The organism is Devosia sp. LjRoot16, from assembly GCF_964252795.1.
In the GTDB taxonomy this organism is placed as follows: domain Bacteria; phylum Pseudomonadota; class Alphaproteobacteria; order Rhizobiales; family Devosiaceae; genus Devosia_A.
The window spans coordinates 1,383,172-1,407,239 of record NZ_CAXUPH020000001.1 but is presented as its reverse complement, the minus strand read 5'-3'; the positions used below and the strand labels follow the sequence as shown (position 1 = coordinate 1,407,239).

Here is a 24,068-nt window from a genome sequence, read left to right as displayed (position 1 = left end):
GTCCCCCGTTACGAAATTTGTCTGGTCGCGCTCTGGAGGTGGAAAAGTCTGCCACTCTTCCTGATCACGCTCTACATCCCGGTTAGCCAAGATCGCTCGCCATGACAATAGCGGTGGCCGGCGTGCCGTCGGGACGCGGATAATAGCCCTTGCGCTCGCCGACAGTGGTGAAGCCGAACTTGCCGTAGAGCTTCAGCGCCGCGGTATTGTCGGCGGCCACTTCGAGCAGCATGCGCTTGGCCGGGCTCATCCGCGCCGCCTCGAACAGCGCCCGCATCAGCAGCGCGCCGACGCCCTTGTTCCGCCATTTGCGATCGACCGCGATGCTGATCAGCTCGACCTCTTCGCCCAGGTGCCGCAGCATGGCGAAGCCGGCAATACGGCGGCGGCTGTCGCAGGCGACATAGACCGGTGTGTCTTTGCCGGCGACATAGGCGGCGAACTCTTCACGCGTCCAGCCGCGATAGAACCCCTCGGCGTGGAGCCGCGCGATGGTCTCGGTATCGGCGCCGCGGGCCGGCTCGACATGCAGCGTATTCGGCGACAGCCAGAAGTTCATTGTCCGACCCTCGCGACGCGGAATTTTTCCTGCGGCTTGGCATCGGCATCGCGGATATAGGCCGCCTCGGGCGGGTAGCCCTTGGGGTCGGCACCGGCCGCGAAACGCGCCAGCGCCGCGATATCGACCAGCGGCGAGGTGATCAGCCCGGCGCCGGCGGGCACACGGCGACGCGCTTCGTCCATCGGCAGCACCTGCGGTTCGCCGATCGGGATGGCCGGCCCGCTGAACAGCTGGAAATAGGCCTCCTCACGCCGTGCATCGAGCAGCACCGCGGTGGCCTCGCATTGCGTCGTAAGCGACAGCGCCAGCAGCGACGGCACGCCGACCACCGGGATACCAAGCGCCAGGCCGAGCCCACGCGCCGCGCTGAGCCCGATCCGGAGCCCGGTGAACGAGCCGGGGCCGGTAGTGACCGTGATGCGGGTCAGGTCCTTGTAGGCAACGCCGTTGCGCCCCAGCAGCTCGTCGATCGCGGGAAAGATCCGTTCGGCCTGTCCCTGCGCCATCTCCTCGACCAGCGTGTCGGCATGATCGTCCACCAGCAGCGCCAGTTGCAGGCGCGGCGCGGCGGTATCGATGGCGAGAAGGACGCTGGACATGTGGGAGAGATAGGGGTTCGGCGGTGGGTTGTCACGGGGGCTGGTGTGTGGGCCCCACCCCACCCAGTTACGCTAGGCGGCAAGCCGCCAAGCTCCACTACCCTCCCCATCGAGGGGAGGGAGACGATAGAACCGCAGCATGCAGTCGGATCTCCCTCCCCCTTGTGGGGAGGGTAGCGCAGCTCGGGCGTAGCCCGTAGCGAAGCTGGGTGGGGGTGGCCGCTTGCGCCCGCCCTCAAAAACAAATCGCCCGGCACAGGGCCGGGCGATTCAAAACTCAATTCGCAGCGTTCAGACCTGCTGCACGGCCTCGACGCCCGGCACGAAATGCCGGAGCAGGTTCTCGATGCCGCTCTTCAGCGTCGCGGTCGAGGACGGGCAGCCCGAGCAGGCGCCCTGCATGTGGAGGAACACCGTGCCCTCCTTGAAACCCTTGAAGGTGATGTCGCCGCCATCCATGGCGACGGCCGGACGCACGCGGGTGGCGAGCAGCTCCTTGATCACCTCGACAGTCTCGGCATCGCTTTCCTCGAAGAACTCTTCACCGGTCACCACTTCCGCCGTGCCGTCAGCGAGCACCGGCTTGCCGGAGAGGAAGTGCTCCATGATCACGCCGAGGATCGCCGGCTTGATGTGGCTCCACTCGGCCGTGTCCTTGGTGACCGAAATGAAGTCCGAGCCGAGGAACACGCCTTCGACGCCTGGGACGTCGAACAGCGCCGCGGCCAGCGGCGAGATGGCGGCCGATTCGGCCTGCCGGAAATCGCGCGGTTCACCCACCAGCACATCGCGGCCGGGCAGGAATTTCAGGGTCGCCGGGTTCGGCGTCGCTTCGGTCTGGATGAACATCTGAAGGTTCGGACTCGTGTTAGAACAATTCCAAACTAGTGTTTTGGAGCCCGAAATGCAAGGGTCCGGCCACGTGCCATCACGTCACGGCGACGATCTGCTCGTCGGTCATGGTGCCCGGGATGATGGTGACGATCACCGGCAGCGCCGCCTGGCCGGCGCGGGTGGCGAAGCTGCTGACCAGCGGGCCCGGGCCTTCCTTGCCGCCGGCGGCGGCGATCACCAGGATAGCGATGCCGGCGTCCTCGGCCACCAGCCGCTCGATCTCGCTGACCAGGTCACCCTCGCGGATCACCGTCTCGGTGCGGATGCCCTCGCCGATCTGGCCGATGCGGGCGCGCTTGGTATCGAGTAGCCGCTCGGCTTCCTCGCGCGCCTCGGCGCGCATCACTTCCTCGACGCCGAGAAACTGCGTGAAATCCTGGCTGTCGATCACCGAGAGCAACACCACCGTGCCGCCGGTCCGCTTCACCCGGTTGGCAGCGAAGGTGATGGCGCGATCGGCTTCCTTGCTCTCGTCGATGACAACGAGAAACTTGCGTTTGTATTCGCTCATGCTGTCAGCCAAAGCGCCGCACCTTCAAGTCTGAAGATGCGGCATTGTTCCAAATGCGCGGCAGGGCCGCAAGCGGGGCAAATCAGCGGACGAAGCCGACGATCTTGCGCACGTCGTCCATGACAGGCACGGCGATGGCGCGGGCCCGGTCGGCGTTGCGGCGGAGGATCTGGTCCATTTCGCCCGTGTCGGCGACGAGCCGCTTCATCTCGGTGGCGATCGGCGACAGCACGGCCACGGCGAGCTCCGCCAGCGCCGGCTTGAACTTGCCCCAGCCGCTCCCGCCGAACTCGGCCAGCACGCCATCGACCGAGGTGTCGGAGAGCGCGGCGTAGATGGCGACGAGGTTTTCCGCCTCGGCCCGCCCGGCGAGACCCGCGGCCTCGGTCGGCAGCGCATCGGCGTCGGTGGTGGCACGCTTGATTTTCTTGGCGATCGTATCGGCGTCATCCATCATGTAGATGGTCGACATGTCGGAAGCGTCGGATTTCGACATCTTCTTCTTGCCGTCCTTCAGCGACATCACCCGCATTGCCGGGCCGGTGGAGAGCGTCTCGGTCAAGGGGAAGAAGTCGTCCTTCACCCCCAGGCCTTTGATCTGCTTCTTGAAATCGTGGTTGAACTTCTTGGCGATGTCGCGCGTCAGCTCGAGGTGCTGGCGCTGGTCGTCTCCGACCGGCACGCCCGTCGCTTTGTAGAGCAGGATGTCCGCCGCCATCAGCGAGGGGTAGGCGAACAGCCCCAGCGACACCGCCTCGGAGTTTTCGCCGCCTTCGGCCCCGGCCTTGTCCTTGAACTGGGTCATGCGCGTCATCCAGCCGACGCGCGCCACGCAGTTGAAGATCCAGGCGAGCTCGGCATGCTCGACCACCTGGCTCTGGTTGAAGATGATCGACTTGTTGGGGTCGAGCCCGGCGGCGATGTAGGCCGCAGCGATCTCGTAGGTCCAGCGCCTGAGATCCTCGGGGTCCTGCCACACCGTGATCGCGTGCATGTCGACGACGCAGTAAATCGTCTCGTGCGTTTGCTGCAGCGGCACAAAGCGCCGGATGGCGCCCAGGTAGTTGCCGAGATGCAGGTCGCCGGACGGCTTGATGCCGGAAAAGACGCGCGGGGTGAAAGCCATGAGGGGAGTCCCTATAGATCAGGGGTTTGCCTCTACCCCCCTCCCAACCTCCCCCGCAAGGGGGGAGGTGCCGTTTCGTGCCTGTGGCTTGATCGTGCCAGGCACACCGGCGGACACCCTCCCCCTCGCGGGGAGGGTTGGGGAGGGGGGTGCCAACCGCACGATCTCACCACTCCAAAACGATCTTGCCCTTCTCGCCCCCGGCCGCCAGCTTGAACGCCTCGGCATAGTCGTCGGCCGACATGCGGCGGGTGATGACCTTCCTGACGTCGAGCCCCGACTCCAGCATTGCCAGCATCTTGTGCCAGGTCTCGAACATCTCGCGGCCGTAGATGCCGCGTAGCGTGATCATCCGGAACACGATCTTGCCGAGGTCGAAGATGAACGGCCGGGCCGGCACGCCGAGCAGCGCAATGCGGCCGCCCATCACCATGTGGTCGATCATCTGGTCGAGCGCCGCCGGCGCGCCGCTCATCTCGAGCCCGACATCAAAACCCTCCTTCATGCCGAGCTTGTTCATCACGGCGCGGAGGTCCTCGGTCGCGACATTGACCGGCACCACGTCGGCGACTTCGGTGGCGAGCCGGAGCCGCTCGGGGTTCACGTCGGTGATCACCACATGGCGCGCCCCGACATGCCGGGCGACCGCCGCGCCCATGATGCCGATCGGCCCGGCGCCGGTGACCAGCACGTCCTCGCCGACAATGTCGAAGGCGAGCGCCGTGTGCACGGCATTGCCGAGCGGATCGAGGATAGCGCCCAGTTCGTCGTCGATCGCGTCGGGCAGCGGGATGATGTTGAAGGCCGGGATTTTGACGAACTCGGCGAAGGCGCCAGGGAGGTTTACCCCGATCCCCTTGGTGTCGGGGTCGAGGTGGAACTTGCCGGCCCGCGAGGCCCGGCTCCTCATGCCGACGACATGGCCTTCGCCCGAGACGCGCTGGCCGACCTTGAGGTTCCGGACCTCGGCGCCGACGGCGGCGATCTCGCCCGAATACTCGTGGCCGGTGACCAGCGGCACCGGCACGGTTTTCTTGGCCCAGTCGTCCCAGTTGTAGATGTGGATATCGGTGCCGCAGATGCCGGTCTTGTGCACCTTGACCAGTACGTCCTCGGGGCCGATCTCGGGGATCGGCCGCTCTTCCATCCAGATGCCCGGCTCGGATTTGGCTTTGACCAGGGCGCGCATCAGATCACTCCTACTTCCTTGCCGGCCTCGGCAAAGGCGCCGATGGCGAAGTCGATATCGGCTGCCGACAGGGCGGCCGACATCTGCGTGCGGATGCGGGCCTTGCCCTTAGGCACCACCGGAAAAAAGAACCCGGCGACATAGACGCCGCGCCGGTCGAGGGCGGCGGCGAGGTTCTGCGCCAGCGTTGCTTCGCCCAGCATCACCGGGATGATCGGGGTCTCGCCGGGGAGGAGATCGAAGCCGAGTTCACCCATGCGCTGGCGGAAGCTCCGGGTATTGTCCCTGAGCTTCTGCCGCAGGTCGTCGGCCCCTCGGGCGATTTCGATCGCCTTCAGCGCCCCTGCGGTGACCGCCGGGGCGAGGGCGTTGGAAAACAGGTAGGGCCGCGCCCGCTGGCGCAGCAGGTCGATCACCGCCTGCGGGCCGGTGATGAAGCCGCCCATCGCGCCGCCAAGCGTCTTGCCGAAGGTGCCGGTGATGATGTCGGGCTCGGCGCCCGTAAGCGCGCCGGTGCCGCGCCCCTCGGGGCCGAGATGCCCGGTGGCGTGGCAATCGTCGACGGCAATTATGGCGCCATACTTGTCCGCCAGCGCGCGGATCTCCGGTAGTTTGGCGATATAGCCATCCATCGAGAACACCCCGTCGGTGACGATCAGCCGGAAGCGCGCATTGTCGGCGACCGCCTGCTGCAGCTGGGTCTCGAGGTCGTCCATGTCGGAGGTCTGGAAGCGGTAGCGCTTGGCTTTGCTCAGCCGCACCCCGTCAATGATCGAGGCGTGGTTGAGGCTGTCGGAGATGATCGCGTCGTCTTCGGTCAGCAGCGTCTCGAACAGCGCGCCATTGGCGTCGAAACAGGCGGCAAAGAGGATCGCGTCGTCCTTTTTGAGATAACGCGCTATGGCGGTTTCGAGCGCGCGGTGCAGGTCGAGCGTGCCGCAGATGAAGCGGACCGAGGCCATGCCGAAGCCATACTGCTCGAGCGCCGCGGCGGCGGCGTCGGCGATCGCCGGATGGTCGGCGAGGCCGAGATAATTGTTGGCGCAGAGGTTGACCATCTGTCGCCCTGCCACGGTCACCTGGCCGCCCTGTGGCGAGGTGATCTGGCGCTCGCGCTTCATCAGGCCCTGCGCCTCGATGTCATCAAGCACGGTCTTGAGGTGATCGAGATATCCGGTCTGCATGGTCATTCCTCCGATATGGAGGAAATTCCGCTATAACGGACAGATAGTCAAGTGATCGCGGAATTTCCGCTTGGCAGCCAGAGCCTACTTGGCGATAAAGGCAGCATGGCAAGCACCGAAGCCCCCGATATCGGCCCGATCATCCAGCGCGAACGCAAGGCCCGGCACCTGACGCTGGAGCGGCTGGCAGCCCTCTCGGGCGTGTCGCGCTCGATGCTGAGCCAGATCGAACGCGGCGAATCCAACCCGACCTTCGCGGTGCTCTGGGGCCTGACCCAGGCGCTGAAGATCGACCTCGCCGATCTGATCGCCGGCGGCGTGGCGCATCGGCGCGCGGCCCCGGTCGATGTGGTGACGGTGCCGCTGACGCCGGAGATCAACAGCCCCGAGGGGCATTGGCGGCTGCGCATCCTGAGCCCGACCTCGATGGCGGGCCGCGTCGAGTGGTACGAAGTCGAGATTGCCCCGGGCAGCCGGTTGCACAGCGCCCCGCACGCCGTCGGCACCTACGAGCACCTGACGGCGCAGACCGACGGGCTGCGGGTCAAGACGGCTTTGGGCGAACAAACGCTAGGTGCGGGCGAGACGGCCCGCTACCGGGCCGATGTCGAGCATGAGATCGCCAACGACGGCAAGCTGCCGGCCCGGGCGCTGATGGTGGTGGTGTACGAGTAGCCGCACACCTTGAGCGTGTGGCCACCCCCACCCTTGATCCCTCCCCACAAGGGGGAGGGAGACGCCTGAACCGAGATCGTGCAGCCATCGCCCTCCCTCCCCCGGGGCGACCTCTTGTCGTCCCCTTGTGGGGAGGGCAGCAAAGCTTGCGAGCGAAGCGAGCTAGCGTCGCTGGGTGGGGGTGGCCAGATGCACCGGCCGTTCAGCCCTTCCGCCGCAACCGGCGCAACAACCCACCCAGCCGCTGCACCCCGGTGAGGTGCGCCAGCGCGAAGTAGAGCCCCGCCCCGAACACGCAGAGCGCCAGCAGCGCCAGCGCCTGCACCGGGAAGAAGTACCCGGGGTCGAACACCGGCCCGAGCAGCAGCACGAGGCCATAGAGCGCGCTGGACATCACCAGCGTTAGCAGCACGATCATGCCCTCCTGCCGCCACTCCGCACCGCTGATGGTGAAATGGCCGCGACGGGCGAGGAAAATGGCCAGCAGCACGACGTTGGCCCAGGCGGCGATCGAGGTGGCGAGCGCGATGCCGACATGCTTCAGCGTCGGGAACAGCGCCAGTGACAACACGATATTGATGATCAGCGAGACGAAGGCGAACCAGGTCGGCGTCTTGGTGTCCTTGCGCGAGAAGAACCCCGGCTGCAGCACCCGGATCAACACGAAGGCCGGGAGGCCCACCGCGAAGGCGATCAGCGCATGCGAGACGTTGACGCTGTCGGTCGGCCCGAAGGCGCCGCGCTCGAACAGCACCCGCACCACCGGCAGGGAGAGCGCGATCAGCGCTCCGGCTGCCGGCATCGACAGCAGCATCGAGAGGAACAGCGACTGGCTCTGGCTCTGCCGCGCCTCGAGCTCGCGCCCGGCGCTGAGGTGGCGGCTCAATTCGGGCAGCAGCACCGTGCCGATGGCGATGCCGATAATGCCGAGCGGCAGCTGGTACAGCCGGTCGGCATTGTAGATGATCGACATCACCTCATCGGCGCCCGAGGCGATGATGGTGCCGACGAAGATGTTGATCTGGGTGATGCCGCCCGCAATGATCGCCGGCACGGCGAGGATCCAGAATCGCCGGACCTCGGTATCAAAGCGCGGCCAGCGCAGTTTCGGCACGAAGCCGGCGCGGCGGATCGCCCAGTAGACCAGCACCAGCTGGGCGATGCCGCCGAGCATGGTGGCGATCGCCACCCAGAACGCCGTGTCCGGCGCCTCGAGCGTCAGGATCGCCAGGGGGATCAGCGCCCCGATATTGACGATGTTGAGCACGATCGGCGCGAAGGCGGCAGCAAAGAACCGCCCCAGGCTGTTGAGGATCGCCGCATAGGCCGCCATCAGCGACATGCAGGCGAGATAGGGGAACATGATCCGGGTGAGAAACACCGTCAGGTCGAACTTCTCGGGGTCGCCGACAAAGCCCGGGACGAACAGCACCATGATCTGCGGCGTGAAAATCTCGACGAGGATGGTAACGACGAGGATCGCCGCCACCAGCCAGCTCATGATCCGGCCGGCCAGCTCCTTCGCCCCCTCATTGCCCTCGGTTTCGAGCGCAGTCGAGAACATCGGCACGAAGGCGGTGTTGAACGCCCCCTCGGCGAACAGCCGGCGGAACAGGTTGGGGAAGCGGAACGCCGCGTTGAACGCATCCGACACTGGCGAGATGCCAAGCACCGCCGCCATCAGCGCATCGCGGGCAAAGCCGAAAATGCGCGAGACGAGCGTCAGGCCGCCGACCGAGAGGAAATTGCGGTAGAGACTCATCTGTCGCGTCGAGTGGTTAGCTGAATCAGCGCCTCAAACTCGATGTCATCCCAGCGAAAGCTGGGACCCATTTCACAGCCCGCGCCAGCGGCGAGCTGGGTCCCAGCTTTCGCTGGGATGACACCGTAGATGGGGACGGAACGGTGGTTGGCGTCCAGCAGGCCGCTACCCATTCGCCACCTTGGCCGCCTTTTCGTCCCCGCCCTGGAACACCGCCAGCAGCGCGTCGTGGATCTTTTTCTGGCGCGATTTCGACTCGATCTTATGGCCGGTGAGGTCGGTGACGTAAAAGACGTCGACGGCCTTTTCGCCATAGGTGCCGATATGGGCCGAGCCGATGGTGAGGTTGAGGTCGGAGATCTGCCGCGTCAGCTGATGCAAGAGGCCGGTGCGGTCGAGCCCCATCACCTCGATGACGGTGAACTTCTCCGAGATGGTGTTCGACACCGCCACCTGTGCCGGCAGGGTGAAGGGTTTGAGCCGCTTGTTGTGGCGGCTTTCCTTGCCGAGGTCGATCAGCACCTGGCGCTTGCCCTGCAGCAGCTGCTTCACCGTATCGATGATGCGGGTGGCGCGGACCTTTTCGTCCTCGTCCGAGGTGAAGGAGCGTCGCAGCCTAAAAGTGTCGACGGCGCGGCCGTCGCGGGTGCCAAAGATCTGCGCCCCGATGATCGAGGCGTCAGCCATGGTGCAGGCGCCGGCGATCAGCGACAAGAGCCGTGGGTGGTCCGGGGTGTAGAAGCTGACCTCGGTGATCGACTCGAAGGATTTGACCCGGATCGAGCCGGCGAACATCTGCCCGGCCTGGTCGGCGGCGCGGATCATCCGGGCATGCTCGACCTGCAGTTCGGGCTCGGCGCGCAGCCAGTAATGGTCGTAGTGGCGGCCGACATAGGTATCGACTTCCGGCGCCGGCCAGGCCGAAAGCGCGCCGCGCAATACGGTCTTTGCCGCCTCGATGCGGTCACGTTGCGTCACCTGGCTATGGCCGCCCGAGAGCAGCGGCTCGGTGGCGTAGTAGAGGGCGCGCAGCAGCGAGCCTTTCCAGCCGGTCCATACCCCGGGGCCGACCGCCCGGATATCGCAGGCGGTGAGGATCATCAGCAGCGCCAGCCGTTGCGGCGATTGCACCACGTCGGCGAAGGAGCGGGCGGTTTCGGGGTCCTGGATATCGCGGCTCTGGGCGATCTCGCTCATCAACAGGTGATGTTCGACCAGCCATGAGACGGTGTCGGTCTCGGCCGGATCGAGCCCGAGCCGCGGGCAGAAGCGGCGGGCGACGCGCGCCCCGGCGATCGAGTGATCCTCGGGCCGGCCCTTGGCGATATCGTGGAGGAACAGCGCCACGTAGAGCAGCCGCGTATCGTTGAGATGCGGCAGCAGTTCATGCGTCAGCGGCAGCTGTTCACGCAGGCCCCCATTGGCGATGTCGGCCATCACGCCGACAGCGCGGATCAGGTGCTCGTCCACCGTGTAGTGGTGGTACATGTTGAACTGCATCAGCGCGACGATCTTGCCGAATTCCGGCACGAAGCGGCCGAGCACGCCCGCTTCGTTCATCTGGCGCAGGATGCGCTCGACATAGGTCGGCGCCGTCAGGATCTCGAGGAACCAGGCATTGGCCTGCTTGTCGTTCCTCAGGTCATGGCCGATCAGCTTGAACGAGCGGCGGATCAGCTTGATGGCGTCGGGGTGAAGGTGCGCATCGTGCCGCCCCGCCAGCATAAAACCCTTGATCAGGTTGCGCGGGTCCTTCTGGAACACTTCGGGTCCGGCAACATTCAGGCGGCCGCCCTCGATGACGAAATCGGTCTCGCCCTTGATCGACACCTTGCCGCGCTTGAACGGCGCCAGCACCCGCCCGACCATGTCGAGCGGCTTGGCGTGGTCGAATTCGAGCGAAGTGCAGAAGATGCGGGTCAGGTCGCCGACATCCTTGGCGACGAGGAAATAGCGCTTCATGAAGCGCTCGACCCCGAGCATGCCGGCGCGGTCGTTGTAACCGAGGCGCTGGGCGAGATCGGGCTGCACGTCGAAGGTCAGCTTTTCGTCGGCCCGGCCGGTCAGGAAGTGGAGGTTACAGCGGATGGCCCAGAGGAAATCCTCGGCGCGCTGGAACAGCCGGTATTCCTCGGCGCTCAAGACGCCCTTGCCCACCAGTTCGGCGCTGGATTTGACCCGGTAGAAATACTTGCCGATCCAGAACAGCGCGTGCAGGTCGCGCAGGCCCCCTTTGCCGTCCTTGATATTGGGCTCGACCACATAGCGGGTGTTGCCCATCTGCCGGTGCCGTTCGTCGCGTTCGGCCATCTTGGCGGCGATGAACTCCGGTCCGGTCTTGGGCATGATTTCGCTTTCGAACCGGCGCACCAGCTCGTCGAACAGCTTCCGGTCGCCGGTGAGGTAGCGCGCTTCGAGCGTCGCGGTGCGCACCGTCATGTCGGAACGGGCCATGCGAATGCAGTCGTCGACCGAGCGCACGGCGTGCCCGACCTTCTGGCCGAGATCCCACAGCATGTAGAGGATGTATTCGGTGATCTGCTCGCCCCAGGGCGTCTGCTTGTAGGGCAGGATGAAGAGCAGATCGATGTCGGAGCCCGGGGCCAGCGTGCCGCGGCCATAGCCGCCGACCGCGGCAATCGAGATCATCTCGGCGCCGGAGGGGTTGTCGACCGGGTAGACGTCGCGCACCGCGAAATGGTGCACTGCGCGAATGATCTCGTCTTCGGCGGCGCTGAGGTTCATCGCGCAGCGCGTGCCCTTGCCGGTCGCCATCAGCTCGGCCTCGGCGCCGGTGCGGGCGTCGGCGAGGACGGAGCGGACATGCTGGAGCACAATGCCGCGGCTCGCGGCGGACTTGGGGTCCTGACCAGCGACGAGCCGCCGGATATCGCCGAGAATGGTCTCGGCCGAAGTCAACTGGAAGGCCGGTTTTCGCGGTCGGGCGTCAATTTCGGCGAGCTGCATCGCGGATTTTCTTAAGCTCGTAGATCAGGTCGATGGCCGCGCGGGGCGTAAGGTCGTCGGGGCGCACCTGATCGAGCATGTCATGGATGGGATTAACGGCCGCCTTCGGGGTGGGCGGTTGATGCGCAAAGAGCGGCAGATCGTCTAGCACGACGGCTTTTCCGCCGGAAGAGCGCTGTTCGAGCACCCCCAGCACCTGGCGGGCCCGGGCGAGGACGGATTCGGGCAGGCCGGCGAGCTTGGCCACCTGAATGCCGTAGCTGCGATCGGCAGCGCCATCGGCCACTTCGTGCAGGAACACCACTTCCCCCTCCCACTCGCGCACCTTCATGGTGTGGTTGGAAACGCGCCTGAGGGTCTTCGAAAGCGCCGTCATCTCATGGAAGTGCGTCGCGAACAGGGCGCGACAGCCGGTTTGGTCGTGCAGCGCTTCGACCGCCGCCCAGGCGATCGAGAGTCCATCGAAGGTGGCGGTGCCGCGGCCGATCTCGTCGAGGATCACCAGCGAGCGCTGCGTGGCGCGGTTTAGGATGGCGGCAGTTTCGACCATCTCGACCATGAAGGTCGAGCGGCCACCACCGATATCGTCCGAGGCGCCGACGCGCGAGAACACCCGATCGACGACGCCGATATGCGCGGCCGAGGCCGGCACATAGCTGCCCATCTGCGCGAGGATGGCGATCAGCGCGTTCTGGCGCAGGAAGGTCGATTTACCGCCCATGTTCGGGCCGGTGACCAGCCACAGCGCCCCGCCGGTCAGGTCGCAGCCGTTCTCGACGAATACCTCGTGCTGCGCCCGCACATTAGTTTCGACCACCGGATGCCGGCCGCCTTCGATGTAGAAGGCGAGGCTGTCGTCGATGGTGGGGCGGCAGAAATTGCGGGTCATCGCCAGCTGCGCCAAAGCCGCGGAGACATCGAGTTCGGCCAGCGCATCGGCGATGGCCCTGAGCCGGGTGTTCTCCGCAGCGACAGCGCCCGCGAGGCGGGTGAAGATCGTTGCTTCGATGGCGAGCGAGGCATCGTGCGCCTTGGCGATACGACCCTCGAGTTCGGCCAGTTCCGCCGTAGTGAAGCGCATGGCATTGGCCATGGTCTGGCGGTGGATGAAGGTTTCGCGGTGCGGAGTTTCGAGGAGCTTGCCGCCATGCCCGGCCGGCACTTCGACGAAATAGCCGAGCACGCCGTTATGGCGGATCTTCAGCGACCGGACGTCGGTCTCCTCGATCAGCCGGGCCTGCAGCGCCGCCACCACACCGCGGGTTTCAGTGGCCAGCGCCCGTTCGGCATCGAGCCCCGCATCATAGCCGCGTTTGACGAAGCCGCCGTCGCGCGCCAGCAGCGGCGGCTCGTCATCGATGGCCCCGCCCAGTTCGGCGGCGAGTGCCGCCGGCGCATCGGCGAGGCGGGCAGCGATGGCTTTGAGCTCGGCCGGCGGCCGGTCGAGGGTGGCGAGGCGCTCGGCCAGCGCGATGGCGGCGGCAATGGCGCCGCCAGTGGCGCGGAGGTCACGCGGGCCGCCCCGGCCCAGCGCCAGCCGGGTCAGCGCCCGGGTGAGATCGGGCACCGATTTGAGATCGCTGCGCAGCCGCTGGGTGAGGAGGCCATCGGCGACCAGGCACTCGACCGCATCGAGCCGGGCGTTAATCTGGTTGGCGTCGCAGAGCGGCGCCGCCAGCCGGCGCGCCAGGAGGCGCGAGCCGGGCGGGGTGACCGCGAGGTCGATCTCGTGGCGGAGCGAGCCCTTCTCCTGGCCACGCTGCGTTTCGAGGAGTTCGAGCGATACGCGGGTCGCCGCATCGATCGCCATATGGGCACTGAGCCGCTCGGCAGCCGGGGGGCGGAGCGCGACGGGTACGCCCTTCTGGCTGTCGCTGATGTAGTCGAGCAGCGCGCCAAGCGCGGCGCGGCCGGCGCGGGAATAGGCGGTGGGGTCGACCTCGCCGCCAGGGAAGGCGGCGGCGATGCGCTTGCTCGCCAGCTCGCTGTCGAACTGGGCGCCGTCGAGGCTGACCAGCGCCGCATCGGGCAGCGGGATTTTCGACTCGGCGAGGGCGATGCGGGTCGCGTCGGTGAGCAGCAGTTCGGCCGGAGCAATACGGGCCAGCTCGTCGCCGAGCGCCAGCGCCGAGACGTCCAGCACCGCGGTCTCGCCGGTCGACACGTCCGCCCAGGCGAGGGCGAAATCGGTCTCGCCGTGCCGCACCATGCTGAGCGAGGCGAGGTAGGCCGAGCCGCGGGTCGGCAGCAGGTCGTCTTCGGTGATGGTGCCGCGGGTCACCAGGCGCACCACGTCGCGCTTCACCGGCGATTTCGAGCCACGCTTCTTGGCTTCGGCCGGATCTTCCACCTGCTCGCAGATGGCGACCCGGTGCCCTAAGCCGATGAGCTTTTTGAGGTAATCCTGCGCCGCGTGGATCGGCACCCCGCACATCGGGATATCCGCCCCCTGGTGCTTGCCGCGCTTGGTGAGGACGATGCCGAGCGCCTGGCTGGCGATCTCGGCGTCCTCGAAGAACATCTCGTAGAAATCGCCCATCCGGTAGAACAGCAGGTACCCCGGATTGACCGCCTTGATCTCGAGGAACTGCGACATCATCGGCGTGATGGGCGCGCTTTCTAGGGCATTGGGGGCGGAATAGGGCGCTTGGTCCATCGGCTCGGCAGCAAAGACAGGGAGGCCGGGACGTTAGGGGGTTTGGGTGGAGCGAGCAACTGAGTCGGGGTCGCGCTCCACAATGAGGAGCCGGCGCGGGCTGACCCCCACCCTTGATCCCTCCCCCTAAACATGGGGAGGGAGACGCTCCCCACGAATGCCAGTGTTTTGGTCTCCCTCCCCATTCCGGGGCGCTACGCGTCCCCTAGAGGGGGAGGGGACAGGGGTGGGGGTCAGCCCGCACCGGCCTCGGCGCCAGCCCTCAATACCGATCGCTCGGATCCCGCACCGGCCGGTAGACGAAGTCCGAAAACACCGCCGGCTTCGCTGTCCCGTTCAGATCCGACGCCGCCATGCCGACAAACGCTCCGGTAAAGCTGCCATGCTCGGCATGCCCGCCGCATTCGTCCGAGAGGATCGAAGCGTCGAGCGCGCCGCCAACCGGCTGCCAGTTGCCGGCCGCGCTGGCATCGCCCGTAGCGTAGAAGAACTGCAGCTTCGGGCCGCGGATCTCGATCTTCAACCGCACCGGCCCCTCCTGCGGCAGCGGCATCGGGGCCGCTGGGTAGGTGAGCTTGCCGTCGGGGTGGCTGGCAAGCGAGCTCATGATCAAGAGCTCGCGCTTGCCGTCCGAATGCGCGGTGACTGTGAGATAGTGGAAATTGTAGCGGCCGTAATAACCCGTTATGCCTGCAAACTGGCGCTCATCCACCGGCGCGAAATCGAGCGTCACTTCGGCATCGTAGGAGAAGTGCGTCTGCCGGCGGGCGACCAGGGCCTGCTCGAACCAGCTGCCGATCGACTCGCGACCGAACAGGGTCAGCTGGTTGTCGCCCACCGAGAAGATGCGCTCGGTTTCCGGCGTCCGAAGCCACTGGAAATCCGGGTGCAGACTATCGAACTGGTAACGCTGCTCGGCCCAGTAGCCGCTGTCGTCGCGGGCTCCCGGGATTTCCACCTCGAGCGAGGGGACCGGGCCGTTCTTCACCCACAGCCAGTCATCGGCGCCCCAATAGGCTTCCTGGATGCCGGTCTCGCGGCCGAGCACACAGCGGCGCTTCTGGGTGGTCGGGCGACCCATCAGGTGGACGAGGAAGGTCTTGCCGTCAGCCGTCTCGACGATATCGCCATGGCCCGCCCGCTGCACCGGGTTGAGCGGCGCATCCTTGGCAGTGAGGATGTGCTTGATCGGGTGCGTCTCATACGGCCCGTCGATCTGGCGCGAACGGGCGAAGGTGACGGCGTGCTCGTAGCCCGTGCCGCCCTCGGCAGTGAGCAGGTAATACCAGGGCCGCCCGTCCTTGCCGTTGCGCTTATAGAGATGCGGGCCCTCGACCAGCTTCAGGTCGGTCCCCTGGTAGATGTTCTTGATCGGCCCGACAAGCTTTCGCTGGTGATGGTCATATTCCTGCAGCGCAATGCCGGCGAACAGCAGCGGCCGGGTCCTATGGTCCCATAGCATGTTGACGAACCACTTCTTGCCGTCGTCGTCATGGAACAGCGACGGGTCGAACCCCGAGGAGTTCATATAGACCGGGTCGGACCACGGCCCCTCGATCGAGGGCGCGGTGACGAGGTAGTTATGCGCGTCCTTAAACGAGCCGTCCTTGCGCTTCACGTCGGTGTAGATGAGGAAGAACTGCTCGCCGTCATGGCTGAGACAGGGCGCCCACACCCCGCACGAATCCGGATCGCCCCGCATGTCGAGCTGCGATTTGCGGGTCAGCGGCCGGGTCACCAGCTCCCAGTTGGCGAGATCCTTCGAGTGATGGATCTGCACGCCCGGGTACCACTCGAAGGTGGAGGTGGCGATGTAATAGTCGTCGCCGACCCTGAGGATCGAGGGATCGGGATTGAAGCCGGGGAGGATGGGATTGCGGATGGTGGGCATGCTGAATAGAACTCTAGAAGGTGGACGGTTCGCCCGCATCCGGGCAGTACGTGTCGCAAAGGGTATCGAAGTCTGACGCGGCCATCTGGTCCTCGGTGCCAGCCCCACCCGGGGCGGCCATGAAACGCACCGATCGGTGCGTTCCATCCTTACCTGTGATTGCCACGATGCCGCTGAAGCCATAGCCACTGCCGAGGCCAGGTATGGTCCAGCTATGCATCCGGACCGCTGAGAACTGCGGCTCGGCTTGCTTGCCAAGAGACTTCAGCAAGGCTTGCCTTGCGAGCTTGCGACTAAACTCCTCAGCTGACTCGGCCATCGGCTTACACGAACCGGTTGACCAGGTTCTCGAGATATTCCTGCTGGCCGGACCGGGGTTCGGGGTTGATGTTGTCGGCTTCCACCCATTGGGCGATCTCAGCGAGCGTGCGTTCCCCCTTCAGCATCGCGGCGGCCCCCTTCTCATTCCAGCCGGCGTAGCGGACGTCCTGCGCCTTGTCGAAGGTACCGTCCTCGATCATGGCGGCGGCCGCCTTGAGGCCGCGGGCCAGCACGTCGAGGCCGCCGACATGGCCATAGAGCAGGTCGGCCGGCTCGATCGACTGGCGCCGCACCTTGGCATCGAAGTTGAAACCGCCTTTGCCGAGGCCGCCGGCCTTGAGGATCTGGTAGAAGGCCAGCGCCATCTCGCCGGGGTTGTTGGGGAACTGGTCGGTGTCCCAGCCCGACTGCAGGTCGTTGCGGTTGGCATCGACCGAGCCGAGGATGCCGAGCCCGCCGGCAACCGCCAGCTCGTGCTCGAAGCTGTGGCCGGCGAGGAAGGCGTGGCCGACCTCGATGTTGACCTTCACGTCCTTCTCGAGGCCGTAGGTCTTGAGGAAGCCGTAGACCGTCGCGACGTCGTAGTCATACTGGTGTTTCGTCGGCTCCTGCGGCTTGGGCTCGATCAGCAGCTGCCCCTTGAAGCCGATCTTCTTGGCATGCTCGATGACCAGCGACAGGAAGCGGGCCGCCTGGTCCTGCTCCTGCTTGATGCGGGTGTTGAGCAGCGTCTCGTAGCCCTCGCGACCGCCCCACAGCACATAATTGGAGCCACCCAGCTCATGGGTGATCTCCAGCATCTCCTTCACCTGTCCGGCCGCATAGGCGAAGACGTAGGGGTCGGGGTTGGTGGCGGCGCCCGCCATGTAGCGGCGGTTGGAGAACAGGTTCGCCGTGCCCCAGAGCAGCCTGGTGCGCGAGCTCTGCATCTTCTTGGCGAAGATGTCGGTGATGGTCCTGAGGTTCTTGTTGCTCTCCTTGAGCGTCGCGCCCTCGGGGGCGACGTCGGCGTCGTGGAAGCAGAAGAACGGTGCATCCAGCAGGTCGAACAACTCGAAGGCGACGTCGGCCTTGATCTTGGCGCCCTCGAGGCCCTTGTCATACCACGGACGGTCAAAGGTGCGGCCGCCGAACGGGTCGCCGCCTTCCCAGGCGAAGGTGTGCCAGTAGGCGATGGCCGGCCGGATGTGATCTTCCATCCGCTTGCCCATCACCAGTTCGTCCTTGTTGTAGAACCGGTAGGCGAGCGGGTTTGCGGATGTGGGTCCTTCGAACTTTACGGGCTTCAGTCCCTTGAAGAAATCAGTCACTTACGGGCCTCCTCGATGGCGGGGTAAAGAGCGCGGTAGCGCGCATATTGATCGGCATAGGCAGTCTTCAAGCCGGCGTCGGGTGTGATCACCCGCTTGATCGCCGGCATGGTCATGATCTCCGTGGGGTCGGCGCCTTCGGCGGCGCAGAGGCCGAGCCGCGCGACGCCCAGCGCCCCGCCAAAATCGCCGTCCTCGGGCAGCGCGATCTCGGTATCGAGATTGGTGGCGATGAGCTTCAGCCACAGTTCGGATTTCGAACCGCCGCCGACGGCGAGCAATTGGCCCATCTCGGTGCCGGCGTCCTTGAGCACGCGCTGGCAATCGCGGAAGGCAAAGGCGACGCCTTCCATCACCGCCTGCGCCAGCAAGGCCGGATCGGTGGAGTGGCTGAGGCCGGTAAAGCTGCCGCGCGCCGCGGCATTGTTGTGCGGCGTCCGTTCGCCCGAGAGATACGGCAGGAAGATTTCCTCGCCCGGGCCCTTGAACCCGGCCTCGGCGGCGCCGGCGAGTTTCGCCGGATCCTGGCCGGTGATCTTGGCCAGCCAGTTGAGGCTGTCGGTGGCCGAGAGGATCACCCCCATCTGGTGCCAGGTGTCGGGGATGGCGTGGCAGAAGGCGTGCACCGCGCCCTTCGTGTTGGGGCGGAAGCGATCGTTCGAGACGAACAGCACGCCGGAAGTGCCGAGCGAGACGAAACCTTCGCCCGGCTGGATGGCGCCGATACCGCAGGCCGCCGCCGCATTGTCACCGGCGCCGCCGGCGACCCCGACGTCATCAGCCATGCCCCAGCGGCTGGCGAATTCGCGCTTCAGCCTGGCGGAGGGCGCAGACCCTTCGACCAGCCGCGGCATGTGCGAGCGGTTGAGCCCGGTGAGCGCCAGCAGTTCGTCCGACCAGTCGCGCTTGCCCACATCGAGCCACAGCGTGCCCGAGGCGTCCGACATCTCCTCGATATGCTCGCCGGTCAAGAGCAGCCGGATATAGGCCTTGGGCAACAGCACCTTGGCGATCTTGGCGTAGATGTCCGGCTCGTGCTTCCTGACCCAGGCGATCTTCGGTGCGGTGAAGCCGGGCATGGCGATGTTGCCGGCGATGTCGCGCAGCGCCGGCAGTGCCGCTTCCATCTCGGCGCATTCGGCGGCCGAGCGGCCATCGTTCCACAGGATGCACGGGCGCAGCACCTGGTCATTCTTGTCGACGAGCGTGGCGCCATGCATGTGGCCCGAAAGCCCGATGCCTCGGACCTTGGCCAGTTCCGATGGATGCGCCTTCGACAGCTTGTCGATGGCTTCGAGCGTGGCGTTCCACCAGTCGGCCGGGTTCTGTTCGGACCAGCCGGGGTGCGGCCGGGTAGGTTCGACCGCCTTTGCCGTGGCCTCGCCGAGCGGCTGGCCGGCCCCGTCGATGAGCAGCGCCTTGACGCCCGAAGTGCCGATATCAATGCCGAGATAGGTCATGAGGCACGTACCTCAAGACCGCGCAGACAGAACATGCCGTAGTCCTCCCGGGGCGTCGTTATGATGGATTACCCTCTGGGGAGATTGTCGCGCAGATAAAGACCGATTTCAATGGGGGCGGGGCGCCGCTCTACGTCCTGCCCCAGCGCCAGGGCGCGGGCGACGGCGAGCGCCGCGGCGATTTCGCCATCCGGGTTCTGGTCGATCACCACGTCGATGGCGCCGCTGGCGAGGCCGATGCGGGTAGCCTCGGTGAGTTCGTGCGCCACGACGCGCACCTTGCCGGTCTTGCCGGTGCGCTCGAGCGCCCTGAGCAACCCGGCATAGCCGCCGCCCATATTGTAGATGCCGGTGAGCGGCTGCTTCAGCAGCTCGATCGCCGCTGCTTCGGTCTTGATATCATCGTCGAACCCCTCGAGCGGGCCGACGATCTCGTGCCCGGGGAATTCGGCGCGCAGCACCGCTTCAAACCCCTCGCGCCGCTGGTGGTGGTCGGCGAGGCTGAGCGAGCCGGCAATGAGACCGATCCCACCTGCGGGGCAGAAGCGGCCGATCAGCGAGCCGGCGGTCCGTCCTGCCGCGACATTGTCGATGCCGACGAAATGCCGGCGGGCCGAACCGGGCAGGTCGGAGACCAGCGTCACCACGGCGATGCCGCGGCGCGACGCCTGGTCGATGGCGCGCCGCACCTTGTCGTCCTCGGTAGCGACGACCACGGCGCAGTCGCAGCTCTTGGGGTCGAGGCTGCCGAGTGCGCCGGCCAGCGCCGAGGCGTCGAAGGCATGCACCAGTTTGGTGGTGATCGACAGGCGCTCGCCCTTGGTGGTGCGGGCCCGCCGGGCGATGGCGTCGACCAGCCCCAGCATGAATTCGTTGCGGCCATCGGGGATCAGGAAGGTGACGCCGAGATCGCGGGCCCGGGCCAGCAGCGAGGCCGAGAGGTCGCGGCGGAAGTCGAGCGCCTTGATCGCCTCGGCCACTTTGTCGGCGGTTTCGGTGCGCACGCCGGGGCGACCGTTGAGCACGCGATCGACCGTCGCCAGCGACACGCCGGCCTCGCGCGCCACATCGTGCACGGTGGCCCGCCGCTTCACTTCGTCCATCGCCTCCCCCTCTCCGGCTTCCGCTGGTAGTTCCGCTCAGTCTTCCGCTTCTTGCGGATTGCGGTTATCAACCCGTCGCACGAAAGAGGAGATAACGGCAATGAGCGTCGCGGTGGAAGAGTTCGGCAGCTTCGATGGCAAGCGGGTCGAGCAGTTCAAGCTTCGGAGCGACACCGGGGTCGAAGTCGACATCATTTCGTGGGGCGTGCTGGTGCGCGACTGGCGCGTGCCGGTGGCCGGCGGTCTTCGTTCGGTGGTGCTCGGCTACGACAAATTCGACAGCTATCCCGCCCATTCGCCGTATTTCGGCTCCCTCGCCGGCCGAGTCGCCAACCGCATCAAGGATGCGAAATTCACCCTCGACGGCAAAACCTACCAGCTGAAGACCAACTTCGTCGGCCATACCCTGCATGGCGGGCCGGAGGGTATCGGCCGGCTGGTGTGGGATGGTGAGGCGGACAGTGCCAACAACGCCGTGCGTTTCACCCTTGATTCGCCCGACGGCGCCATGGGCTTTCCCGGCAACGTCAAATTCACCGCCACCTATACGCTCACCGGCAACCGGCTGCGCCTCGATCTTGCCGCCAAGGCCGACCGCCGCACCCCGATCAACGTGGTGCAGCACCAGTATTTCAACCTCGGCACCGGCCCCGACGTGCTCGACCACAGCTACAAGATCGATGCTGCGGCCTATACCGAGCTCGGCGGCCCGCTGATCCCGACCGGCGCCATCCTGCCGGTCGATGGCACCATCTGGGATTTCCGTCAGGGGCGCAGCATGCGCGACGCCGCCGGCAAGCCGATCGACTATGACGGCAACGTGGTACTCAACACCGACCGCCGCTTCGAGGATCCGGTGGCGGTGGTGACCGGGCCGGATAAGCTCCTGACCCTGAAGCTCTATACCGATCGGCCGGGGCTGCAGGTCTACAACTCGGTGACCACTGACGTCTCGGCCGAGGGCAAGCACTATGGCAACCATTGCGGCTTCTGCCTCGAAGACCAGGACCTGCCCGATGCGGTGAACCACCCGCACTTCCCCTCGACCATCTACGGGCCGGACCGCGACTACAGCCACCGCGTCGATATCGAGATCGCCTGATGGCGGCCTACGTTGCCCTGATCCGTGCGATCGGTCCGGTGACGCACGCCAAAATGAAGATGGCGGCGCTGCGCGATGCCTGCGCCGCCGCCGGGCTCGATGAGGTCTCGACCATCGGCAATACCGGCAACATCATCCTTCGTTCCACCCAGACCCTGGCCGCGGTGCGGAAGCTCGTCCAGGGCGCGGTCGATGGTTTCGGGCTCGGCCCGGCCAACGAGGTGTTTGTCGTCAAGCCGAAGGATATGGCGGCGGTGGTCGCGGCCAACCCGTTCCCCGAGGTGGCGGCAGAGCGTCCGCACGAACTCGGCGTCTGCTCCTTCCACAAGGCGCCCGACTGGACGCCGCTCCGCGATTGGGACGGGCCGGAGCTCCTGGCGATGGTTGGCGCACAGCTGATCGTCGCCTATCCCAAGGGCATCAGCACGACGAAACTCAATATCGAAAAGCGCCTCGGCGCGCGCATGACGCAGCGCAACTGGACGGTGTTCGCCGGCCTTGCCGGCAAGGGCGCGGCGCTGGCGAAGGCCTGAGCCTACAGCTCCGCCCTCGGCATCGGACTGGCCTGCCCCAGGCGGGGCTCGGTACCGGCGAGGAGCCGCCGGATGTTGGCCCGATGCCGCACGATCACATAGAGGCCGCCGGCGATCACCAGCAGCCGATAGGGCAGCGGTTGCTCCAGCACCAGGACCAGGACGATCGCGGCAGATGCCGCCAGCACCGAGCTGAGCGAGACGATTCGCGAGGCGGCCAGCGCCACGCCGAACACTGCCAGCGCGCCGAGGCCGACCGGCCACGACAGCGCCAGCACCACGCCCAGCCCCGTTGCGACGGATTTGCCACCGCTGAAACCGAGCCACACCGATCGGCTGTGTCCCAGCAACGCGGCGAGGCCGGCAAGGCAGATTGCCCAGGGCAGCAGGTTTTTGAGATCGAGATCGGCAGGTGCCACGGCCGATGACAGCCATTGGGTGAACCAGCCGGCAAAGGCGACTGCCGCCGCACCCTTCAGCACGTCGACCACAAGCACCGCGAGCGCCGGCCATTTCCCCAGTATGCGCAGGACATTGGTTGCGCCGGTCGATCCCGAGCCGTGCTGCCGGATGTCGATGCCCTTGAGCAGCTTCCCGGCGAGGTAACCGGTGGGCGTTGCGCCCAGCAGATAGGCGACCGCCAGCCCAGCGGCGCTCGCCATCCAGAAAACCATCTGATCCACTGTGACGCTCCGGTTCGGCCCATCATCGCCGCTTGCCCGCCTCCGGCGCAACAGTTCCGCCGGCATTCACCGCACTGCTGACAGCATCTGGCAGCAGGCTTCAGGCATCGATCTCCGCATACCCAATATGGAGACGAGTGCATGACCCCTTTCACCATCGCCATTGCCGACGCCGACATCGCTGACCTCAAGAGCCGGCTGCAACACGCCCGCTTTCCCGATGAAGTTGCGGATGCCGGCTGGGATTACGGCACCAGCCTCGCCTTTCTCCGCCGCTTCGTCGCTTACTGGGGCAGTGAGTTCGACTGGCGCGCCGCCGAGGCGCGACTCAATCGCTATTCGCAGTTCACCGAACTGGTCGACGGCGAGACCGTGCATTTCGTCCACGGGCGCGGCAAGGGCGCTGACCCCGTGCCGCTGCTGCTGACCAATGGCTGGCCGAGCAATTTCGTCGAGCTGCTGCCATTGGTCGACCGGCTGACCGCCGAGATCGACGGTGTGTCGTTCGACGTGATCATCCCTTCGCTGCCCGGCTACGGCTTTTCCGGCCGACCCAGCCACAAGGGCATGAACATGACCCGGACGGCAGAGCTCTGGGCCAGGCTGATGCAGCGGCTCGGCTACCCGCGCTTTCTCACCTCGGGCTCGGATCTCGGTACCGGCGCGATGCTGGGCCTGGTGCGGCACCATCCTGACCGGCTGCTCGGCGCCCACTACTGCAATGTCTTTTCGGGCTATCCAAAGCCGGACGATCCGACGCCGGAGGAGGCCCGGTATTTTCAGCAGGTCGCCTATACCGGCTTCGTTGAAGGCGCCTACGCCCTGGTGCACGGCACCAAGCCGACGTCGCTGGCGATGGGGCTGAACGATTCGCCCGCCGGGCTTGCCGCGTGGATCCTCGAGAAATTCCATCGCTGGGGCGATACGGGCGGCGACATCGAACGCGTCTTCCCGTTCGAAACGCTGGCGACGCTGCTCTCGGTCTACTGGTTCACCCAGACCATCGGCTCCTCGGTGCGGCTCTACAAGGAAGCCTTCGCCGATCAGGAGATCATGACGCCGATGCCCCGGCACGACGTGCCGCAGGGCGTGCTGGTGCCGGCCGACTGCGACCTGCCGGCGCCGCGCGCCTGGGGCGAGCGGAACCTTCAGAACCTCCTCCACTGGAACGAAGCGCGGCAGGGCGGGCACTTTCCGGCGCTGGAAGTGCCCGACGTGCTGGCCGATGACATCCGGGCGTTCCATCGCGAAATCACACGGCGCAGCTAGCGCTTTTCGTCTGGGGTGGTCGTCAGCGCGGCCACCTCTTTCGCCGCCCGCTCCACCACCGCCGCATCGGTGCGGTAGAACCAGAAGCGGCCACGTTTTTCGAGCACCAGCAGGCCGGACTTCCTCAGCACCTTGAGGTGCTCCGAGACGGTGGCGAGGGAAAGCGCGGAGAGCGCTGCGAGCTCGCCCGCCGCCTTCGCCTCGCCCTTGCAGGCCGCAACGAATTCGCGCCGGTCGGGATGCGACAGGGCGCGCAGCACTTCGTCGAGGT

The 24,068-nt window shown here is 66.2% G+C and carries 21 protein-coding genes; 4 read left to right on the top strand and 17 right to left on the bottom strand.

The window, feature by feature from the left end; translation table 11 throughout:
• Nucleotides 1-82: 82 nt before the first annotated feature.
• From rimI to ACSQ23_RS06485, 7 genes are all read right to left on the bottom strand, one after another.
• Nucleotides 83-559 carry a ribosomal protein S18-alanine N-acetyltransferase gene (gene rimI, locus ACSQ23_RS06515; protein ID WP_055874226.1) on the bottom strand — a complete coding sequence of 159 codons (477 nt, stop codon included), beginning with the start codon at nucleotides 557-559 and terminating at the stop codon, nucleotides 83-85.
• Nucleotides 556-1,161 carry a tRNA (adenosine(37)-N6)-threonylcarbamoyltransferase complex dimerization subunit type 1 TsaB gene (tsaB, locus tag ACSQ23_RS06510; RefSeq protein WP_055874224.1) on the bottom strand — a complete coding sequence of 202 codons (606 nt, stop codon included), beginning with the start codon at nucleotides 1,159-1,161 and terminating at the stop codon, nucleotides 556-558. Before tsaB ends, rimI begins: the two co-directional genes overlap by 4 nt.
• 291 nt (nucleotides 1,162-1,452) lie before the next feature.
• Nucleotides 1,453-2,010: a NifU family protein gene (locus tag ACSQ23_RS06505; protein ID WP_055994315.1), complete on the bottom strand. Its 558-nt coding sequence runs from the start codon at nucleotides 2,008-2,010 to the stop codon at nucleotides 1,453-1,455.
• Nucleotides 2,011-2,089: 79 nt separating this feature from the next.
• Nucleotides 2,090-2,566, bottom strand: coding sequence for a universal stress protein (locus tag ACSQ23_RS06500; protein ID WP_069907595.1), 477 nt, complete (start codon nucleotides 2,564-2,566; stop codon nucleotides 2,090-2,092).
• Nucleotides 2,567-2,648: 82 nt separating this feature from the next.
• Nucleotides 2,649-3,692 (bottom strand): tryptophan--tRNA ligase, encoded by a 1,044-nt coding sequence (gene trpS / locus ACSQ23_RS06495; RefSeq protein ID WP_436090112.1) that lies wholly within the window; start codon nucleotides 3,690-3,692, stop codon nucleotides 2,649-2,651.
• A gap of 166 nt (nucleotides 3,693-3,858) precedes the next feature.
• A complete protein-coding gene (gene tdh, locus ACSQ23_RS06490; RefSeq protein WP_055994332.1) occupies nucleotides 3,859-4,881 on the bottom strand; it encodes an L-threonine 3-dehydrogenase in 1,023 nt (340 codons plus the stop codon).
• Complete coding sequence (locus tag ACSQ23_RS06485) at nucleotides 4,881-6,065, bottom strand: glycine C-acetyltransferase (RefSeq protein WP_436090111.1); 1,185 nt, start codon at nucleotides 6,063-6,065, stop codon at nucleotides 4,881-4,883. The genes tdh and ACSQ23_RS06485 overlap by 1 nt, the downstream gene beginning before the upstream one ends.
• 105 nt (nucleotides 6,066-6,170) lie before the next feature.
• On the opposite strand from ACSQ23_RS06485, the gene ACSQ23_RS06480 reads away from it, so the two are divergent.
• Nucleotides 6,171-6,740, top strand: a complete 570-nt coding sequence (locus ACSQ23_RS06480) for a helix-turn-helix domain-containing protein (RefSeq protein ID WP_436090110.1) — start codon at nucleotides 6,171-6,173, stop codon at nucleotides 6,738-6,740.
• Nucleotides 6,741-6,942: 202 nt separating this feature from the next.
• Here ACSQ23_RS06480 and murJ read toward each other — a convergent pair whose 3' ends face one another.
• The 8 genes from murJ to ACSQ23_RS06440 all read right to left on the bottom strand — a co-directional run bounded on the left by murJ (nucleotide 6,943) and on the right by ACSQ23_RS06440 (nucleotide 20,210).
• Complete coding sequence (gene murJ, locus ACSQ23_RS06475; RefSeq protein WP_436090109.1) at nucleotides 6,943-8,502, bottom strand: murein biosynthesis integral membrane protein MurJ; 1,560 nt, start codon at nucleotides 8,500-8,502, stop codon at nucleotides 6,943-6,945.
• A 165-nt stretch (nucleotides 8,503-8,667) separates the two neighbouring features.
• Nucleotides 8,668-11,469 (bottom strand): [protein-PII] uridylyltransferase, encoded by a 2,802-nt coding sequence (locus ACSQ23_RS06470; protein ID WP_436090108.1) that lies wholly within the window; start codon nucleotides 11,467-11,469, stop codon nucleotides 8,668-8,670.
• Nucleotides 11,450-14,125, bottom strand: a complete 2,676-nt coding sequence (gene mutS, locus ACSQ23_RS06465) for a DNA mismatch repair protein MutS (protein WP_436090107.1) — start codon at nucleotides 14,123-14,125, stop codon at nucleotides 11,450-11,452. The genes ACSQ23_RS06470 and mutS overlap by 20 nt, the downstream gene beginning before the upstream one ends.
• 262 nt (nucleotides 14,126-14,387) lie before the next feature.
• On the bottom strand, nucleotides 14,388-16,016 hold the full coding sequence (locus tag ACSQ23_RS06460) for a glycoside hydrolase family 43 protein (RefSeq protein WP_436090106.1): 1,629 nt from the start codon (nucleotides 16,014-16,016) through the stop codon (nucleotides 14,388-14,390).
• A 13-nt stretch (nucleotides 16,017-16,029) separates the two neighbouring features.
• Nucleotides 16,030-16,335: a hypothetical protein gene (locus tag ACSQ23_RS06455; protein WP_436090105.1), complete on the bottom strand. Its 306-nt coding sequence runs from the start codon at nucleotides 16,333-16,335 to the stop codon at nucleotides 16,030-16,032.
• Nucleotides 16,336-16,339: 4 nt separating this feature from the next.
• Nucleotides 16,340-17,647, bottom strand: a complete 1,308-nt coding sequence (gene xylA / locus ACSQ23_RS06450; RefSeq protein WP_436090104.1) for a xylose isomerase — start codon at nucleotides 17,645-17,647, stop codon at nucleotides 16,340-16,342.
• Nucleotides 17,644-19,107, bottom strand: a complete 1,464-nt coding sequence (xylB, locus tag ACSQ23_RS06445) for a xylulokinase (protein WP_436090103.1) — start codon at nucleotides 19,105-19,107, stop codon at nucleotides 17,644-17,646. The genes xylA and xylB overlap by 4 nt, the downstream gene beginning before the upstream one ends.
• 68 nt (nucleotides 19,108-19,175) lie before the next feature.
• Complete coding sequence (locus tag ACSQ23_RS06440; protein WP_436090102.1) at nucleotides 19,176-20,210, bottom strand: LacI family DNA-binding transcriptional regulator; 1,035 nt, start codon at nucleotides 20,208-20,210, stop codon at nucleotides 19,176-19,178.
• 100 nt (nucleotides 20,211-20,310) lie between these two features.
• Between ACSQ23_RS06440 and ACSQ23_RS06435 the strand changes: the two genes are divergently transcribed.
• Nucleotides 20,311-21,312 (top strand): aldose epimerase family protein, encoded by a 1,002-nt coding sequence (locus ACSQ23_RS06435; RefSeq protein WP_055874182.1) that lies wholly within the window; start codon nucleotides 20,311-20,313, stop codon nucleotides 21,310-21,312.
• On the top strand, nucleotides 21,312-21,845 hold the full coding sequence (locus ACSQ23_RS06430; RefSeq protein ID WP_436090101.1) for a DUF1697 domain-containing protein: 534 nt from the start codon (nucleotides 21,312-21,314) through the stop codon (nucleotides 21,843-21,845). Before ACSQ23_RS06435 ends, ACSQ23_RS06430 begins: the two co-directional genes overlap by 1 nt.
• A 2-nt stretch (nucleotides 21,846-21,847) precedes the next feature.
• Here ACSQ23_RS06430 and plsY read toward each other — a convergent pair whose 3' ends face one another.
• A complete protein-coding gene (plsY, locus tag ACSQ23_RS06425; protein WP_055875933.1) occupies nucleotides 21,848-22,519 on the bottom strand; it encodes a glycerol-3-phosphate 1-O-acyltransferase PlsY in 672 nt (223 codons plus the stop codon).
• 150 nt (nucleotides 22,520-22,669) lie between these two features.
• Here plsY and ACSQ23_RS06420 point away from each other — a divergent pair, with 150 nt between their 5' ends.
• Complete coding sequence (locus ACSQ23_RS06420; RefSeq protein ID WP_055994364.1) at nucleotides 22,670-23,797, top strand: epoxide hydrolase family protein; 1,128 nt, start codon at nucleotides 22,670-22,672, stop codon at nucleotides 23,795-23,797.
• Here the strand turns inward: ACSQ23_RS06420 and ACSQ23_RS06415 are convergent.
• On the bottom strand, nucleotides 23,794-24,057 hold the full coding sequence (locus ACSQ23_RS06415) for an ArsR/SmtB family transcription factor (protein WP_055874174.1): 264 nt from the start codon (nucleotides 24,055-24,057) through the stop codon (nucleotides 23,794-23,796). The two genes, ACSQ23_RS06420 and ACSQ23_RS06415, sit on opposite strands and share 4 nt — an antisense overlap.
• Between the last annotated feature and the right edge of the window lie 11 nt (nucleotides 24,058-24,068).